Genomic DNA, 16642 nt, shown 5'->3' with positions numbered 1-16642 from the left:
ATGGCGAAGTACGGATCTCCCCGCCGTGGCTATCGCGATGTCGCCGTTGCCGTGCCGGTCAGCATTCCCTACGAGCGTTACTCGATCGAGACCGCGCACTGGTGGATCGCCCGCGCCCTCGAAAAGCTGGTGGAAGGGGCCGGCATCGAGAGCGGCGACATCGACGGGCTTTCGATCGCAAGCTTCACCCTTGCGCCCGACACGGCGGTCGGCCTTACCCAGCATTTCGGCCTTTCGCCGCGCTGGCTCGACAATATTCCGATGGGTGGGGCGAGCGGGGTCGTCGCCCTTCGCCGTGCAGCCCGTGCCGTCGAGGCGGGTGACGCCTCGATCGTCGCATGCATCGGCGGCGACGCCAACCAGGTTGATTCGTTTCGCCGGCTGCTCTCCTCCTTCTCGCGCTTTGCGCAGGATGCGAGCTACCCGTACGGCTACGGCGGACCGAACGGTTCCTTCGCGCTGATTACCGACTACTACATGCGCCAGTACGGCGTGAAGCGGGAGGATTTCGGCCGCATCTGCATTGCCCAGCGCGAGAATGCCCTGACATATCCGAACGCCGTCATGAAGAAGCCGCTGGATATGGAAACCTATATGGCTGCACGTCCGGTGGCCGACCCCATCCATCTGTTCGATTGCGTGATGCCGTGTGCGGGTGCCGAAGGCTTCATGGTCACGACGCCCGACATCGCCCGCGATCTCGGGCTTGCGCATGCGAACCTGCTTTCCACCATCGAGCGGCACAATGCCTTTCCAGACGACCCGATCCAGGTGCGCGGCGGCTGGGCAATGGATGTCGACGAGCTCTACGCCGTCGCCGGGCTCGGCAGCGATTCGATCGACGTTCTCGAAACCTATGACGACTATCCGGTCATCGTCATGATGCAGTTCGAGGATCTCGGCTTCTGCGCCAAGGGCGAGGGGGCGGAGTTCGTGCGTCAGCACGATCTTACCAATACGGGAAGCTTCCCCCACAACACTTCCGGCGGTCAGCTTTCGGCCGGGCAGGCCGGTGCGGCGGGTGGCCATCTCGGCCTCGTCGAAGCGATCCGGCAGATTACCGGCCGGTCGCTTTCGAGGCAGGTGCCGGATGCGCGCACCGCGCTCGTCTCCGGTTTCGGCATGATCAACTACGACCGGGGCCTATGCTCCGGCGCGGCGATCCTTCAGGGAGAAGGCGCATGAGCGTGCCGATCGAACGCCCGCCGCGCAAGGATCCGCAGAGGGTAACGCGTCCGCCCGAGCTGCCGCCGACCGAGCGCAGCCGGGCCTCGCTGGCGCTTTCGGCGGCTGCGGCGCGGGGCGGCTTCTCGATGCAGGTCTGCGACGCGTGCGGCGCGGTCGCCTATCCGCCGCGCGATGCCTGCGCGCATTGCCTCGGCCGTTCGCTCCGCTTTCGTCCGGTGGACGACGGCGGCGAAGTCCTTGCCGAAACCAGCGTCCAGACGAGCCCCAATCTTTATTTCCGGGAGCGTACGCCGTGGCGCATCGGCATCGTGCGGCTCGATAGCGGCCCTTCGGTCGTGGCGCACCTGCATGGCGACGTCACGGTGCCCTCACGCATCCGCATGATCCTGCGCCTGGACACTGGCGGAAACGGGGTTCTCATGGCACTGCCTGCCGGGCGGGAGAGCGAAAACATGGCCGACGATCCGCAGATGCGCGAGCTTGTCGCCGATCCGAAATATCGGCGTGTGCTGGTGACTAACGGGCGAACCGAAGTGGGGCAGGCCGTTGCGACCGCGCTTTCGCGTGCGGGGGCGGAAACCGTGTTCGTCGGTGTCGCCGAACCGTGGAAGCCTTTCGCGGGGCAGGAAGCGCTTGCGGCACTGCCGGGCATCGCGATGGTTCCGCTCGACCTGACGGACACGGACTCGGTCAAATCGCTTGCCGGTCAGATCGGCGGCAAGACGGATATCCTCGTGAACACGGCCGATCACGCGCGCCCCGGCGGGCTCATGGCGGACGGCGCCGCGGTGACGATGCGCGATACCTTCGACGTGAACGTCTTCGGCTTGCAACGCCTCGCCCAGCATTTCGGGGCCGGCATGCGCGCGCGCGGCGCGGACGGCACGAATTCGGCCGTGGCTTTCGTCGACGTGCTGCCGGTCTACGCGCTGGCGAGCACGCCGGACTACGCGCTCTACGCGGCGAGCGCGGCAGCGCGCCATTCGGTGCTTCAGGCGCTGCGCACCGAACTCTTGGCCGGTGGCGTACGGGTTATGAGCATCTTCACCGGCCCGATCGAGGACGAATGGCATCAGGCCGTGGCGCCGCCCAAGGTTCAGCCGGCACGCATCGCAAAGGCGGTCGTCGCCGCTCTTCGCGAGGGACGCGAGGAAAGTTTCGTCGGCGACATCGCCGAGGACATCGCAGCACGCTACCGCGACGACCCCAAGGTCCTCGAACGGGAGTTGAGGGTTTGAGCATCACCGCTTCGCACACCAGCGTGCTGGCCTCGCTGCTCGGCGAGCTTGCTTCCGGCGAACTCGAGATCGTCGATCTCACCCATACGCTGACGCCGGATTTTCCCGTCATGGTCCTGCCGCCGGAGTTCGGCCAGTGCCAGCCTTTCCGTATCGAGGAGGTCTCGCGCTACGACGGGCGGGGGCCGGCCTGGTACTGGAACAATCTCTTCATGAGCGAGCATGCCGGCACCCATTTCGATGCGCCGGCGCACTGGGTGTCGGGGCGCAATCTGCCCTTCTCGACCATCGACGAGCTTCCCTTCGAAAGGCTGGTCGGCCCAGTCGTCGTGCTGGACTTTTCCGCCGAGAGCGCTGCCGACGAGGACTTTCTCGTCACCCGCGCGCATCTGGAAGCATGGGAGGCGGAAAACGGCACGATCGAGGCCGGCGCCTGGGTGATCCTGCGCACCGACTGGTCGAAGCACCTGGGTTCCGACACCTACCTCAATCTTCGCGAGGACGGCGCGCACTCGCCGGGCCCGACGGCCGATGCCGTCGCGTTCCTCGTCGAAGAGCGCGACATCGTCGGTTTCGGGACGGAGACGATCGGTACGGATGCGGGGCAGGGCAGCCACCTGACGCCGCCCTATCCGGCGCATACCATTCTGCACGGCAACGGGCGCTACGGCCTGCAATGCCTTGCGAACGTCGATCGTCTGCCGACGCGCGGGGCCGTTCTCTTCGCAGCACCCCTCAAGATCCGGCAGGGTTCGGGCAGTCCGCTGCGCGTCTTCGCGATCGCGCCGTCGCGGAAGAAGGAGGGGCAGAATGGATGAAGCGACATTCACCGCACTCGTGACGGGGGCGAGTTCCGGGATCGGACTCGAAATCGCGCGACGGCTGCTCGATCGCGGTTGGCGCGTGATCGGACTTGCGGAGAAGGCACCCGATCTGAAGCACGAGCGCTTCGAGGCGATGGCCGTCGACCTGCTCGACGAGGCTGCCGTCCGGAAGGCGGCCGCGGAGATCGCCGAGCGCCACTCGGTCACGCATATCGTCCACAATGCGGGGCTCATCTGGCCGAACCTGCTCGAAGACGTGAAGGCGGAGGAGATCGACGGGCTCACGAGGCTGCACATCACCTCGCCGACGATCCTCACACAGGCGCTGGTGCCGGCGATGCGGCAGAACGGTTTCGGCCGGATCGTCTTCGTTTCCTCGCGCGCTGCAATTGGAACGCCGACACGCAGCGCGTATGCGGCGACGAAGGCGGGTGTCCACGGCCTTGCGCGCACATGGGCGCACGAACTCGGGCCGGAAGGCATCACGATCAACGTCGTCGCGCCGGGACCGATCCTGACGGACAATTTCTGGAGCATCGTACCGAAGGATTCCGAGCGGCAGGAAAAGATCGCCGCGCAACTGCCCGTGCGCCGGATCGGCACCGTCGAGGACGTCTCGCGCGCGGTCGTGTTCTTCCTCGAGCCCGAAGCCGGCTACGTGACGGGGCAGGTCCTTTTCGTCTGCGGAGGCAGCAGCCTCGGCGGCCTCTCGATATAGCGTACGGCCGCGGACGAACGACCGCGGGCCGGTACGACGGGCTTCGCCGCGCGGCAACTTTCGTGTTGCGTCGGGCGGGTGAATTACTTTAACTTTAAAATAATTCACGCCTCGCAACGGAGAGCACTGATGCGCATAACGGTGGTCGGCGGTGGCCCGGGCGGGCTCTATTACGCCCTTTTGACCAAGAAGCAGCGCCCGGACTGGACGGTCTCGGTCTACGAGCAGAACGAGGCCGAGGACACGTTCGGCTTCGGCGTCGTCTTTTCCGACGAGACGTTGCACGAGTTCCTGTCGCGCGACCGACCTTCGTTCGATCGCATCCGTACCGAATTCGCCTATTGGGACGACGTCGCGATCCACAAGGACGGTCGCGAGATGCGCTGCGCTGGCAACGGGTTTGCCGGCATCTCCCGCATGAAGCTTCTCGCCATCCTGCAGGAGCGATGCCGCGAAGAGGGCGTCGATCTCCACTTCGGCGTCCCGCTCGATCCCGCGGAGATCGAAACCCGATTTGCCGATTCCGACGTGATCGTCGCCGCCGACGGGGTGAACTCGCGTATTCGCGAGCATTACCGCGATGCCTTACAGCCGGACGTCTCCGTCAAGGCGAACCGCTTCTGCTGGATGGGCTCGACGCGGCCCATGGACGAGTTCAACTACTTCTTCAAGGAGACCGAGCACGGGATCATCTGCGCCCACTGCTACCAGTACGAGGCGGGTCGCTCGACCTGGGTCTTCGAAATGGACGAGGCGTGCTGGCAGGGCCTGAACTTTTCCGAGACGGACGAGGAGGATTCCCGCGCTCGTCTCGAAAAGCTCTACGCGGACGAGCTCGACGGCCATCACCTGCTTCTCAATCGCTCGCACTGGCGCCGCTTCCCGCGTATCTTCTGCCAGAACTGGTCGCACGGGCGCATCGTGCTGCTTGGCGACGCCAAGGCCTCGGCGCACTTTTCCATCGGCTCAGGCACCAAGCTCGCCATGGAATGCGCGATCGCGCTTGCCGATGCGGTGGTCGCCCACGGCGAAAGCAGCGTGGACGCGGCCTTCGCCGCCTATGACGACGCGCGCCGCGCCGCCTGCCAGATCATCCAGCACAACGCCGACGTGTCGCTCGCCTGGTTCGAGCACATGAACCGTTCGTGGGACATGGATGCCGAGCAGTTCTCGATGGTCGTCATGTGCCGCGCGAAGTCGATCACCTACGACAATCTCCTCGTGCGCGATCCGGCGTATGTCGAACAGGTCGACACGGCCTTCTACGAGCGCCACTACCACGAGACCGGCGACGACTACCGCAAGAGCCGGCCGACGCCGATGTTCACGAAGTACCGGCTGCGCGACATGGAAGTTCCCAATCGCGTGGTCATGTCGGCGATGGCGCAGTATTCTGCCGACGACGGCGGCAACCTGACGGACTGGCATTTCGTGCACTACACGTCGCACGCCGTCGGCGGCGCGGGCATGATCGTCACCGAGATGACCTGTCCCTCGCTGGATGCGCGCATCACGCCCGGCTGTACGGGACTGTGGACGGACGAGCACGAGGCGCAGTGGAAGCGCATTGCCGACTTCGTTCACGAGAACACCGAAACGCAGCTGTGCATGCAGCTCGGCCATGCGGGCCGCAAGGGCTCCACGCAGCTCGGCTGGGACCGCATGGACTGGCCGCTCGAGGACAAGGCGCGCAACTGGCCGATCTATTCGGCCTCCGCCGACCCCTACATGGAAGGCGTCAGTCAGTCTCCCAAGCCGCTCGACCGCGAGGACATGGATCGCATCAAGGCGGATTTCGTCCAGGCGACAGAGCGCGCCGACCGCGCCGGCTTCGACATGTGCGAACTGCACTGTGCCCACGGCTATCTGCTCGCCTCCTTTCTTTCGCCGCTGACGAACACGCGGACGGACGAATACGGCGGTTCGGTCGAAAACCGGATGCGCTATCCGCTGGAAGTCTTTCGCGCGATGCGTGAGGTCTGGCCGGCGGCAAAGCCGATGTCGATCCGCATCTCGGCCAGCGACTGGAAGGAAGGCGGCATTTCCGAAGCGGACACCTTCGCCATTTCGGAGGCCTTCGCGGAGGCCGGCTGCGACCTGATCGACGTTTCGGCAGGCCAGACGGTGGCCGACCAGAAGCCGACCTACGGCCGCATGTTCCAGGTGCAGTTCGCCGAGGCGATCCGCAACGTGCCGAAGATGGCGGTGATGGCCGTCGGCGCGATCACCGAGCCCGGCCAGGTCAACACCATCCTGCACACGCGGCGTGCGGACCTCGTGGCGCTTGGCCGCCCGCATATGTGGAACCCGTATTTCTCGCGCGAGGCCGCTGCCTGGTACGACGCCCGCAACCAGGCATGGCCGAAGGCGTATCTCGCCGGCCGCGACCAGGCCCATCGCGAAATGGCGAAGAAGCGCGAACAGGACCGGGATCTGCGTCGCAAGGCGCGGCCGAAACCGCCGGAGGTGCAGGCCGGGCGCCCCGATGAGGCCCCGGGCCAGCCGAAGGCGGCCGAGTGAACCGGGCGCGGCAGTGCTGATCGACGATCTGAAGCCCGCGGCGCACCGGGTGCTGCCGCGCCTTCTTCAAACGCAGGCCGCGCACGACGGCGATCGCCCCTTCATCGAGATCGGCGAGGCGCGCTGGTCCTTTGCCGAGGCAGCGGCTGTCGCCGCGGCCAGCGCCCGCATGCTCGACGAAGCGGATGTGAAACCCGGCGATCGGGTGGCGCTGATGGTCTCCAACCGCGCGGAGTTCCTCACCGTCTTCTTCGGCTGCGCCTGGCTCGGCGCCGTGGTCGTGCCGATCAATACCGCTTCTCGCGGCGCGCAGCTTCAGCACATCCTCGAAAATTGCGGCGCCAGGCTGATGGTGATCGAGGAGGCATTCGCCGAATGCCTCGAAACGCTCGATCGCGACGTGCTCGCGCTGGAAGATATCTGGTGGATCGGAGAGGCGGGTCTTGCGGCGACCCCGACACATGGCGGAGGGGAACCCGCGCCCGCCGATCTGAAACCGGGCGATCTCGCCGCGATCATCTACACGTCGGGCACCACCGGCCCCTCGAAGGGCGTGTGCTGCTCGCATGCCCATCTGGTCTGGTGGGGCGCGAACACGGCCCGTATCCTCGATCTCTCGGAGGGCGAGCGGCTCTACACCACGCTTCCGCTCTTCCACGTCAACGCCCTCAATACGGTCTATCAGGCTCTCCTGACCGGCTCGACCGTGATCGTCGGGCGCAAGTTCTCCGCTTCCGGCCTCTGGCCGGCGCTCGTCGAGAACCGTGCAAGCGTGACCTACCTTCTCGGCGCCATGGTGCCGATCCTGCTTTCGAGACCGGAAGGCGAATACGATCGCGCACACCATGTGCGCCTCGCGCTCGGCCCCGGCGTCCCGGCACGCTTTCACGAGCCGTTCCGAAAACGCTTCGGTTTCGAGCTCATCGAAGGGTACGGCTCGACGGAAACGAACTTCGTCATCGCCTCGCGACCGGGCGAGGCGCCGACCGGGGCGATGGGACACGTGCGGGAAGGCTTCGACGCACGCATCGTCGACGAGAACGACGACGAATGCGCAGCCGGGCAAGCGGGTGAACTTCTCCTTCGCGCGGACGAACCCTATGCGTTTTCGAGCGGCTATTTCGCGATGCCGGAAAAGACGGTGGAGGCGTGGCGCAATCTCTGGTTCCACACCGGCGATCGCGTCGTGCGCGAGACCGACGGCAGCCTGCGCTTCGTCGACCGGATGAAGGATGCCATCCGCCGGCGCGGCGAAAACATTTCCTCCTACGAGGTCGAGCAGGTTCTGCTCGCGCTGCCCATGGTCGCGGCGGCCGCGGTCTTTCCCGTCCCGTCGGACATGGCTGAGGACGAGGTGATGGCCGCGCTGGTGCCGGCCGCGGATGCGAAGATCGATGCGGCCGAGGTGATCGCCTTTTGCAAGGCACGGCTTTCCTATTTCGCGATCCCGCGCTTCATCGATATCGTCGAGGCGCTTCCGACGACGGAAAACGGCAAGGTCCGCAAGGTCGCGCTGCGCGAGCGCGGCGTCACCGATGCGACATGGGACCGGGAAGCCGCGGGCATCCCGGTCCGCTGATCCGTTCGCCTTACCCGACGGAGAGCGTCACCTCGACATTGCCGCGCGTGGCGTTCGAATACGGGCAGCGCTCGTGTGCGCCTTCGAGGATCGCCTTGGCCTCTTCGGCGGCGACGCCCGGCATGGTGGCGACGAGTTCCACGGTCAGCGCGTAGCCGACCTCGACGGGTCCGATGCCGACCTTGGCGCTGATCGCGGTCTCGTCGGGGAGCGACGTCTTGCGCTGGCGTGCGACCAGCTTACAGGCGCCGAGGAAGCACGCCGCGTAGCCGGCCGCGAAAAGCTGCTCGGGATTGGTGCCTTCGCCGCCGGAGCCGCCCATCGCTTCCGGCACGGTGAGGCGGACGTCGAGCTTGCCGTCCTCGCTCTTCGCCGTTCCCTCGCGGCCGCCGCTGGCGGTAACCCGCGTCTCGTAGATGATCTTCTCGGGCGTCATGGTCATCGGTATTCCCTTCAGGGTTTTCGAGATGGGTCGTCTTCGGCTTTCGCCCAACGCCCGGCATTGACGAGGCGTCGGAAATCGGCGCGGGCGCGCTCCGGCGCACGGGCGTGGCAGGCGCCGCGATTGGGTTCGATGCCGTCGATCGCGCGGAGCTGCCCCCACATTTCCGCGTTCTTCAACCCGACGCTCGCGCAGTTGATGACCGGCGCGCCGCCGACCGTGAAACCGCGTTCGCCGCCCAAGAGAAGGCCGGGCAGCACGCCGGCCGGCACGATGACGTCCGCACCCGCATCGCGCAAGGGTTGGGCGCAGGCGGCAAAATCTTCGAGCATACGCACGCGGGCATCCTCGTCGCCGGCGAATGCCTCGCTGAAATCCTCCGGACGGCAGGCGAGGCCGGTCACGCCGGTCAGCCGATCGGCGAGGCCGTAGCGGTCCGCCTGTTCGTGGTGCCAGACCTCGAAGACGGGGTCGAGGCTGACGAGGCCGAGCCGGCGTCCGAGCTGCGAAGCGGCGAGCATCGTCGCCTCGCCGACACCGACGACCGGGATCGCGAGCGCCGAACGCATTTCGAAGAGGCCGGGATCCTGGAAGTGGCCGATCACGCAGACATCCGCGCCCGCTTCTTCCGCCGCGAGCGCGTTGTCGATCGCGAGCACGGCGCAGCGCAGTTCGCTGAGACGGGAGAAGTCGCGGTCCGGCGGAGATACGCCGGCAACCTCGACTTCCGTGCCCGGTGCCGCGATCGCGTTCAGATAGGCGCCGAGGCGCTCCATGTACGGCCGGCTCGCCGTCTCGTCGATGAAGCTTTGCCAGAAGATCTTCATACGGGTTCTCGCTTTCACCCTATCGCCGGTTTCGAACGATCGCCCGTCAGGCGTGCTGGCCGCCGAGATAGCTGGCGATCAGACGCGGATCGTCGATCAGGTCACCCGCGGTTCCGTCATGGACGATTTCGCCGGTCTCCATGACATAGCCGAAATCGGCCGTCTCGAGCGCCGCTCTCGCGTTCTGCTCGACGAGCAGGATCGAAACGCCGAGATCGCGCAGCGAAGCGATGATGCGGAAGATCTCGCGAATGATGAGGGGCGCAAGCCCGAGGCTCGGCTCGTCGAGCATCAGGAGGCGCGGGCGCGCCATCAGCGCGCGGCCGAGCGCCAGCATTTGCCGCTCGCCGCCGGAAAGCGTGCCCGCATGCTGCTTGTGCCGCTCCTTCAGGCGCGGAAACCGGTCGTAGATATCGTCGATATCGCTCTTGATCTTCGCGGTCTCGCGCCGGCGCGTATAGGCGCCGAGGACGAGGTTGTCGCGAACCGACATGTCGGCGAAGAGCTCGCGCCGCTCCGGCACGAGACAAAGCCCGCGCTCGACGCGCTGCTCGGTTTCGAGCCGTGAAACGTCCTGCCCGTCGAAGGTGATGGTACCGGAAGAGGGCAGGAGCCCGATCGCCGCGGTGAGCAGGCTCGTCTTGCCTGCGCCGTTCGGGCCGATGACGGTCACGATCTGCCCCGGCTCGACGGAGAGCGATACGCCGCGCACGGCCTCGGCCTTGCCGTAGGCGACGGCGATATCGGAAAGCGCCAGAAGGGACATTACGCGCTTCCCCCGAGATAGGCTTCCTGCACCCGCTCGTCGGCGCGGATCGCGGCCGGTTCTCCCTCGCAAAGCTTGCTGCCGAATTCCATGACGACGATGCGGTCGACGAGGTTCATGACGAATTCCATGTCGTGCTCGACGATGAGGATGGTGAGCCCTTCCTTGCGCAGATTGTGCAACAGCTCGCCGAGCGCCTGCTTTTCCCTGCTGCGCAGGCCGGCGGCCGGCTCGTCGAGGACGAGGAGCACCGGATCGGCGGCGAGCGCGCGAGCGATCTCGAGAACGCGCTGCGTGCCGAGCGGCAGATTGCCGGCGAGTTCGTAAGGCCGGTCGCCGAGCCCGACTCGTTCGAGCTGGCGCATCGCTTCGCTGCGTGCGCGCCGCTCTTCCTCCCGGTCGAGCCGCAACGCCCCGGTGACGAAGCCCGACTTCGTGCGGGTGTAGGCGCCGAGGAGCACGTTGTCGAGCAGGGTCATGCGCGGGCGAAGCTTGACGTGCTGGAAGGTCCGGGCGACACCGGCGCGTGCGATGGCACGCTGCGGCTGGCGGGTCACGTCGCGTCCCGCAAAGGTGATGCGGCCGCCGCTGACGGGCATCGCGCCGGTCAGAAGGTTGAACATCGTGCTTTTGCCGGCGCCGTTCGGGCCGATCAGGCCGAGGATCTCGCCGGCCCTGAGGTCGAAGCTCACCTCGTTGACGGCGACCAGCCCGCCGAAGCGGCGCGTCGCCTTGTCGACGGAAAGCAGCGGCTCGCCTGTTGCCGGCTTGTCGCGCGGCGGCAAGGGCTCGCTTTCCGCCGGCCGCTTCGGCTTGCCCTCCGGCAGCCAGCCGGCGACGTAGGGCACGATGCCTTCGCGTGCGTACTGGAGGAAGAGGATGAAGAGGGCGGAAAAGACGACGATCTCCAGCTGACCCGCCGCGTTCGGTGCGATCAGCGGCAGGTAGTCCTGAACGCTGTTCTTCAGGAGCGTGATGAACGCCGCGCCGACGACGGCGCCGAGCAGATAGCCGGAACCGCCGACCATCGCCATCATCAGGAACTCGATGCCCATCGTCGCGTCGAAGGGGGTCGGACTGATGAACCGGTTCATATGCGCATAGAGCCAGCCGGCGACCGCGGTGAAGAGCGCGGCGATGACGAAGGTGGCAAGCCGGACCGCAAAGGCGTTGATGCCGAGCGATTCCGTCAGCAGATTGCCGCCCTTCAGCACGCGCATCGCCCTGCCGGTGCGTGAATCGAGCAGGTTGCGCGAAAGCAGCATCGCGCCCAGCAGGAAGATCCAGATGACGTAGTAGATCTGGTCGCTGCCGAGAAGCTGCCACCCGCCGATGGAAAGCGGGGGAATGTCCCGGATGCCGTTAAAGTTGCCGAGACCTTCCACATTGCCGAAGGTGAAGTAGATCGCCAGGCCCCAGGCGATGGTGCTGAGCGCGAGGAAGTGGCCGCGAAGCTGCAGGGTGGCAGCGCCGAGCACCATTGCGCCGAGGCCCGTCACGACGAGCGCGAAGGGTAGGCCGAGCCAGGGCGAAAGGCCCATGCGCGTCGTGAGCCAGGCGGTCGCGTAGGCGCCGATGCCCATGAAGGCCGCCTGACCGAACGAGATGATGCCGGCGATCCCGGTCAGGAGAACGAGGCCGAGGGCCACGAGCGCGTAGACGCCGATGAAGTTCAGGAGCGTCAGCGTGAAGGGCGCGAGATAGAGGGGTGCCGCCGCGAGCAGTAGAATGGCGAGGGCCCCGACGACGCGTGACATGCGCGAGTTCATTCCTCGGTTTCCTCCTCGGAGTGAACGGCGGTGTAGGAGCGCGCGACCAGCACGGGAATGAGGATCGCGAAGACGATGACTTCCTTGAACGCGCTGCTGTAGAATGCGGCGAAGCTTTCGAGGATGCCCACGCAGAGCGCGCCGATGGCGGTGAGCGGGAAGCTCACCATGCCGCCCATGATGGCGCCGACGAAGGCCTTCAGCCCGATGAGGAAGCCCGAATCGTAGAAGATCGTGTTGACGGGCGCGATCAGGACCCCCGAGACGCCGGCAAGCAGCGAGCCGAGCAGGAAGGCGATCGTGCCGGACTTTTCCGGACGCACGCCCATCAGCCGTGCGCCGGTCCGGTTGACCGCGGTCGCGTGCAGCGCCTTGCCGGAAAGCGTGAACCCGAAGAACACGAAGAGAAGGGCGGCAAAGACGATGGCGGCGATGACGATCAGCAGCGTCTGCCCGGAGATCGGTATGCCGCCGAGGATCATCGTGTAGTCGGTCAGGCTTTTCGTGCGCACGCCTTCCGGGCCAAAGAAGAGCAGGCCGAGACCGACGAGCGCGAAGTGCAGCGCGACGGAGACCGTCAGCAGGAGAAGCACGCTCGCGTCCGCGATCGGTCGATAGACGATGCGGTCGAGAAGCGGTGCGATCGGCAGGATGAGGGCGAGCGACAACACGATACGAAGCGGCATCGGCAGGATGATCGAACCGCTCGCCCATACGAGGGCGGCGGGGACGAGCGGAAGCACCAGATAAAAGAGCAGCCGCCGCGGGATCCTGTCGCGCTGGCCGGAACGAAGCAGGGAGACGACTTCCATCGCGCTCGCGAGGATTGCGAGCGCGACGGTCAGGCCGACCGTGCCGGGAACCTGCCCGGTTTCGAGCGCGGCCAGCGTCAGCGCGGTGAACGCCGCGATGTCGCCGAACGGCACGAAGATGATTCGCGTGACGGAGAAGATGAGGACGAAGCCGAGCGCGATCAGGACATAGATCGCGCCCGTGGCCACGCCGTCGATCGTCAGGATAGCGGCGATCTGCGCAGTCATCGATTTCCGGTTCCCGGCCGGTGGACGTTCAGTCGAGGCTCAGGGCTGGTAGACCCATTTGCCGTCGACGAGCTTGACGACCACGAGGCTGCGCTCGTCGACGCCATACGCCGAGTCCTGCGAGAAGTTGTAGATGGCGTGGACACCCTTCAGGTCCTTGATGTCATAGATCGCGTCCATCAGGGCCTGGTGGAACTCCGGCGTGCCGGGCTTGGCCTTGTCGAGCGCCTTCTCGGCGGCGGCGAGGAAGATCAGCCAGCCGTCGAAGGAGTAGCCGGAAAAGCCGTCCTTGGCGTCGCCGCCGTTCACCTTGTGGTAGATTTCGTGGAACTTCGTGCCGATCTTCTTGGAGAAGTGATCGTCGGGAAGCTGCTCGGTCACGACGACCGGTCCGGCCGAAACCTGGACGCCTTCGGCCGCATCGCCGCCGACGCGGATGAAGTCGTCGTTGAGCATGGCGGGCGTGCCGAAGAACGGGCCCTGGTAGCCGCGCTTGCGCAGCTCGAGCAGCGGCAGGGCCGCCTGGGTTGCCGAAGCGCCGTCGAGCACCGCCTGCGGGTTCGTGGCCATGACCTTCAGCGCCTGCGCGGTAACGGTCGTGTCGGTGCGTGCGAAGCGCTCGTTGCTGGTGACCTTCGGGTCGCCATTGTCTTCCTGCGCCTTGGCGCCTTCGTAGACGAGGTCGCCCCAGGAGTCCGAAAAGCCGATATAGCCGGTATTCTTGATGCCTTCGCGCGCCATGCGGTCGACGATCACCTTGACCATCAACGCCGGCGTCTGCGGTACCGCGACACCCCAGAGATGACCGTTCTTCGGCGGCTTGATCTTGACCGGGGACACGGCGATGAAGGGTACGTGCAATTCGTCGGCAACGGACATCATCGCCGTCGTCGAGGGGGCCGTCGCCGTGCCGATCAGGACGTCGACCTTTTCCTGCTGGATCAGCTTGCGCGCGTCCTGGGTAGCGGCGGCGGGATCGGAACCGTCGTCGAGCTTGATCAGCTTGATCTTCTCACCGCCGACCTCGTCCTGGTAGGCGTATGCCGCCTTCATGCCCTTGTCGTAGAGCGTTCCGATCGAGGCGCCCGGTCCGCTGAGCGAGGTCACGAAACCCACGCGGATCTCCGCGTTCGCGGCCATGGCGGTCGCGGAAAGTCCCGCAAGAAGCGTCAGTGTGAAAGCAAGCTTTTTCTTCACGAGTTCCTCCATCGAGGTTTGCGTTTCGAAGACCTTCGGACGTCATCCTCACTCGTTCGGCTTCGTTCGGAACGATCGACTGCGTTCGCCTCCCGCCACCGTTCCCGTAATGCCTGCCTTCTTTGGAAGGAGAGGGATTGGAGGCTGCTCCCGCGCGCCGGCCGGTTGATCCCGTTTGCCGAGCTATTATTTGAAGCTTAAAAGGATTATGTTTCGAGCGTCAACAAAGTGTTTGGAGAAGCCGCGGCGCATCGACACTTTTTTTACGACGACGTAAACATCTTGGGCAAGGGAACGTGACCGGCATGGATGAACGCGGGCAGGAGCGCACCGTCGAGACCCTCGAGCGAACTGCGAACGGCAGGACATGGCTGGTCGTCACGCTCGACAATCCGCCCGTGAACGCGACGTCCGAAACCGTCCGTGCGGATCTTCTCGCCGCGTTCGAGGCGATCGATGCGCGCCCGACGGCCCCCGACGGCGTGGTGATCGCCGGTCGCAACGATGCGTTCGTCGGTGGAGCGGACATCCGCGAATTCGGCAAGGCACCGGCCGAGCCGACGCTGTCCCGGGTTCTGGCGGCGGTCGAAGCCTGTCCGGTCCCGGTCGTCGCGGCGATCGACGGTCCGGCGCTCGGCGGCGGGTACGAGCTGGCGCTCGTCTGCGACGGCCGGGTGGCGACGGCACGCTCGATCATCGGTCTCCCGGAAGTCACGCTTGGCATGATCCCCGGTGCGGGCGGTACGGTCCGACTGCCGCGGCTGGTCGGCGTCGCCGAGGCGATCGCGCTGGTGACGTCCGGCAGTCGCATTGGTGCCGAAAAGGCGCTTTCGCTCGGCATGATCGACGCGATCGCCGAAGACGACGTCGTCGAAGCCGCGTGCGCCCTGCTCGAAAGACTGGAGGGGCACAAGGCACGGCTTCTCGACCGACCGGTGCCGGATTCGGCAGAGGGCGCCGTCGGGGAAGCCGAGAAGGCTGCCCGCAAGAAGGCCCGCGGCTCCAATGCGGTCGCTGCCGCGATCGATGCGGTCAAGGATGCGGCCCGGCTGCCGGTGAACGAGGCGCTCGAGCGCGAACGTCGGACATCGCTGGACCTTCGTCATGGCGAGCAGGCGGCGGCGTTGCGTCATCTCTTCTTCGCCGAACGCGCGGCAGGCTCACGCGCCAAGGCGGCCAAGCCGCTGCCGGTCGCAAAGGTCGGCGTGGTCGGAGCGGGGCAGATGGGCCGCGGCATCGCGCTTGCCTTCGCCACGCGCGGCTTCGACGTACGGCTCTGCGACGCTTCGCCGGACGCGCTCGCCGGCGCCGTCGACCATTTGCGCAAGGCGGCCGAATCCATGGAGGCGGCAGGCCGCATGCCTTCGGCGTCGAAGATCGTCGAGCGGATCTCCACGGGGGAGGTCGCTTCGCTCGGTGACTGCGATCTCGTGATCGAGGCGATCATCGAGGACATGGACGCGAAGAAGGCGCTGATCGGCGAACTCGATACGATCGTCCGGTCCGAAGCGATCCTCGCCAGCAACACCTCCTATCTGGACGTCGATGCGATCGCGGCATCGAGTGCGCATCCCGGTCGGGTCGCGGGCATGCATTTCTTCAATCCGGCACATGTGATGCGTCTCGTCGAAGTCGTGCACGGAGCGGCAAGCACGCCCGAGACGATCGCCACGTTGATGACCGTGTGCAAGAAGCTCGGCAAGGTCGCCGTGCCGGCCGGTGTCGGCGAAGGCTTCATCGGCAACCGCATCTTCAGCGCCTATCGCCGTCAATGCGAATACCTTCTCGAGGATGGCGCCTATCCCGAGGACATCGACGCGGCGATGCGCGATTTCGGCATGGCGATGGGTCCCTTCGCGGTCTTCGATCTCGCCGGCCTCGAGATCGCCTGGGCAACGCGCAAGCGGCTCGCGCCGACACGCGATCCGCGCGAACGCTACGTCGTGGTCGCGGACCGGCTGTGCGAAGCCGGCCGTTTCGGCAGGAAGGCCGGGAAGGGCTGGTACGCTTACGACGAAGCCGGCAAGCCGGTTCCCGATCCCGAGGTGCGCACCCTGATCGAGGAGGCCTCGGCGGAAAAGGGCATCATTCGGCGGCCGTTTTCTAGCGACGAAATCCGCACGCGGCTGCTTGCCACCATGGTCAGCGAGGCATGCCTCATTCTCGACGACGGCATCGCGGAACGCGCGGGCGACATCGATCTGGTTCTCGTCAACGGCTACGGCTTTCCACGCCTTGCGGGCGGACCGCTGTTCTGGGCCGCGCGGCAGCCGCGCGAGGCGATGATGGAAGCGATCGATGGGCTGACGGTGGCATCCGGCCTAACCGCGCGGCACGCCGAAAATCTGGAAAGCGTACTCGACGAGGTGTCGGCCCGAGGCCGCAGGCCTCGCTGATATCAAAGCGTTACGGAAACATCACTGGAGATAGGGTCAGATGGACAAGGCAACCATGGAGAAGAGTTCGGGCATGGCGCCCTTCGTATGGGACGATCCGTTTCTCTTGGACGACCAGTTGAGCGAGGAAGAGCGGCT

The 16642-nt window shown here is 66.0% G+C and carries 13 protein-coding genes; 7 read left to right on the top strand and 6 right to left on the bottom strand.

Features of this window, described 5'->3' with window-relative positions; all coding sequences use genetic code 11:
- From FJU11_RS15230 to FJU11_RS15205, 6 genes are all read left to right on the top strand, one after another.
- Nucleotides 1-1185 (top strand): thiolase family protein, encoded by a 1185-nt coding sequence (locus FJU11_RS15230; RefSeq protein WP_141167933.1) that lies wholly within the window; start codon nt 1-3, stop codon nt 1183-1185.
- Nucleotides 1182-2426, top strand: a complete 1245-nt coding sequence (locus FJU11_RS15225) for an SDR family oxidoreductase (protein WP_141167932.1) — start codon at nt 1182-1184, stop codon at nt 2424-2426. The genes FJU11_RS15230 and FJU11_RS15225 overlap by 4 nt, the downstream gene beginning before the upstream one ends.
- Nucleotides 2423-3244, top strand: a complete 822-nt coding sequence (locus FJU11_RS15220; RefSeq protein WP_141167931.1) for a cyclase family protein — start codon at nt 2423-2425, stop codon at nt 3242-3244. Before FJU11_RS15225 ends, FJU11_RS15220 begins: the two co-directional genes overlap by 4 nt.
- Complete coding sequence (locus FJU11_RS15215; protein WP_141167930.1) at nt 3237-3968, top strand: SDR family NAD(P)-dependent oxidoreductase; 732 nt, start codon at nt 3237-3239, stop codon at nt 3966-3968. Before FJU11_RS15220 ends, FJU11_RS15215 begins: the two co-directional genes overlap by 8 nt.
- A gap of 129 nt (nt 3969-4097) precedes the next feature.
- Complete coding sequence (locus FJU11_RS15210; RefSeq protein ID WP_141167929.1) at nt 4098-6488, top strand: oxidoreductase; 2391 nt, start codon at nt 4098-4100, stop codon at nt 6486-6488.
- A 13-nt stretch (nt 6489-6501) separates the two neighbouring features.
- Entirely contained in the window at nt 6502-8067 is a 1566-nt protein-coding gene (locus FJU11_RS15205) for an ATP-dependent acyl-CoA ligase (protein ID WP_235891054.1), read from the top strand.
- Between the two features lie 10 nt (nt 8068-8077).
- Here the strand turns inward: FJU11_RS15205 and FJU11_RS15200 are convergent, their stop codons facing one another.
- The 6 genes from FJU11_RS15200 to FJU11_RS15175 are packed head-to-tail and all read right to left on the bottom strand — an operon-like array spanning nt 8078 to nt 14108.
- On the bottom strand, nt 8078-8509 hold the full coding sequence (locus FJU11_RS15200; RefSeq protein ID WP_456320051.1) for an organic hydroperoxide resistance protein: 432 nt from the start codon (nt 8507-8509) through the stop codon (nt 8078-8080).
- Between the two features lie 11 nt (nt 8510-8520).
- Complete coding sequence (locus FJU11_RS15195) at nt 8521-9336, bottom strand: aspartate/glutamate racemase family protein (RefSeq protein ID WP_181408207.1); 816 nt, start codon at nt 9334-9336, stop codon at nt 8521-8523.
- 46 nt (nt 9337-9382) lie between these two features.
- Nucleotides 9383-10102: an ABC transporter ATP-binding protein gene (locus tag FJU11_RS15190; RefSeq protein ID WP_141167926.1), complete on the bottom strand. Its 720-nt coding sequence runs from the start codon at nt 10100-10102 to the stop codon at nt 9383-9385.
- Nucleotides 10102-11859, bottom strand: a complete 1758-nt coding sequence (locus FJU11_RS15185; protein WP_235891053.1) for a branched-chain amino acid ABC transporter ATP-binding protein/permease — start codon at nt 11857-11859, stop codon at nt 10102-10104. Before FJU11_RS15185 ends, FJU11_RS15190 begins: the two co-directional genes overlap by 1 nt.
- 8 nt (nt 11860-11867) lie before the next feature.
- Nucleotides 11868-12911 (bottom strand): branched-chain amino acid ABC transporter permease, encoded by a 1044-nt coding sequence (locus FJU11_RS15180; protein ID WP_141167924.1) that lies wholly within the window; start codon nt 12909-12911, stop codon nt 11868-11870.
- Nucleotides 12912-12950: 39 nt separating this feature from the next.
- Nucleotides 12951-14108: an ABC transporter substrate-binding protein gene (locus tag FJU11_RS15175; RefSeq protein WP_235891052.1), complete on the bottom strand. Its 1158-nt coding sequence runs from the start codon at nt 14106-14108 to the stop codon at nt 12951-12953.
- 305 nt (nt 14109-14413) lie between these two features.
- On the opposite strand from FJU11_RS15175, the gene FJU11_RS15170 reads away from it, so the two are divergent.
- Entirely contained in the window at nt 14414-16504 is a 2091-nt protein-coding gene (locus tag FJU11_RS15170; RefSeq protein WP_141167960.1) for a 3-hydroxyacyl-CoA dehydrogenase NAD-binding domain-containing protein, read from the top strand.
- The last annotated feature ends 138 nt before the right edge of the window (nt 16505-16642 follow it).

The organism is Pararhizobium mangrovi (assembly GCF_006516965.1).
Lineage (GTDB): Bacteria > Pseudomonadota > Alphaproteobacteria > Rhizobiales > Rhizobiaceae > Pararhizobium_B > Pararhizobium_B mangrovi.
Note: the sequence above shows the minus strand (reverse complement) of the source record. Positions and strands in the feature narration are given on the sequence as shown.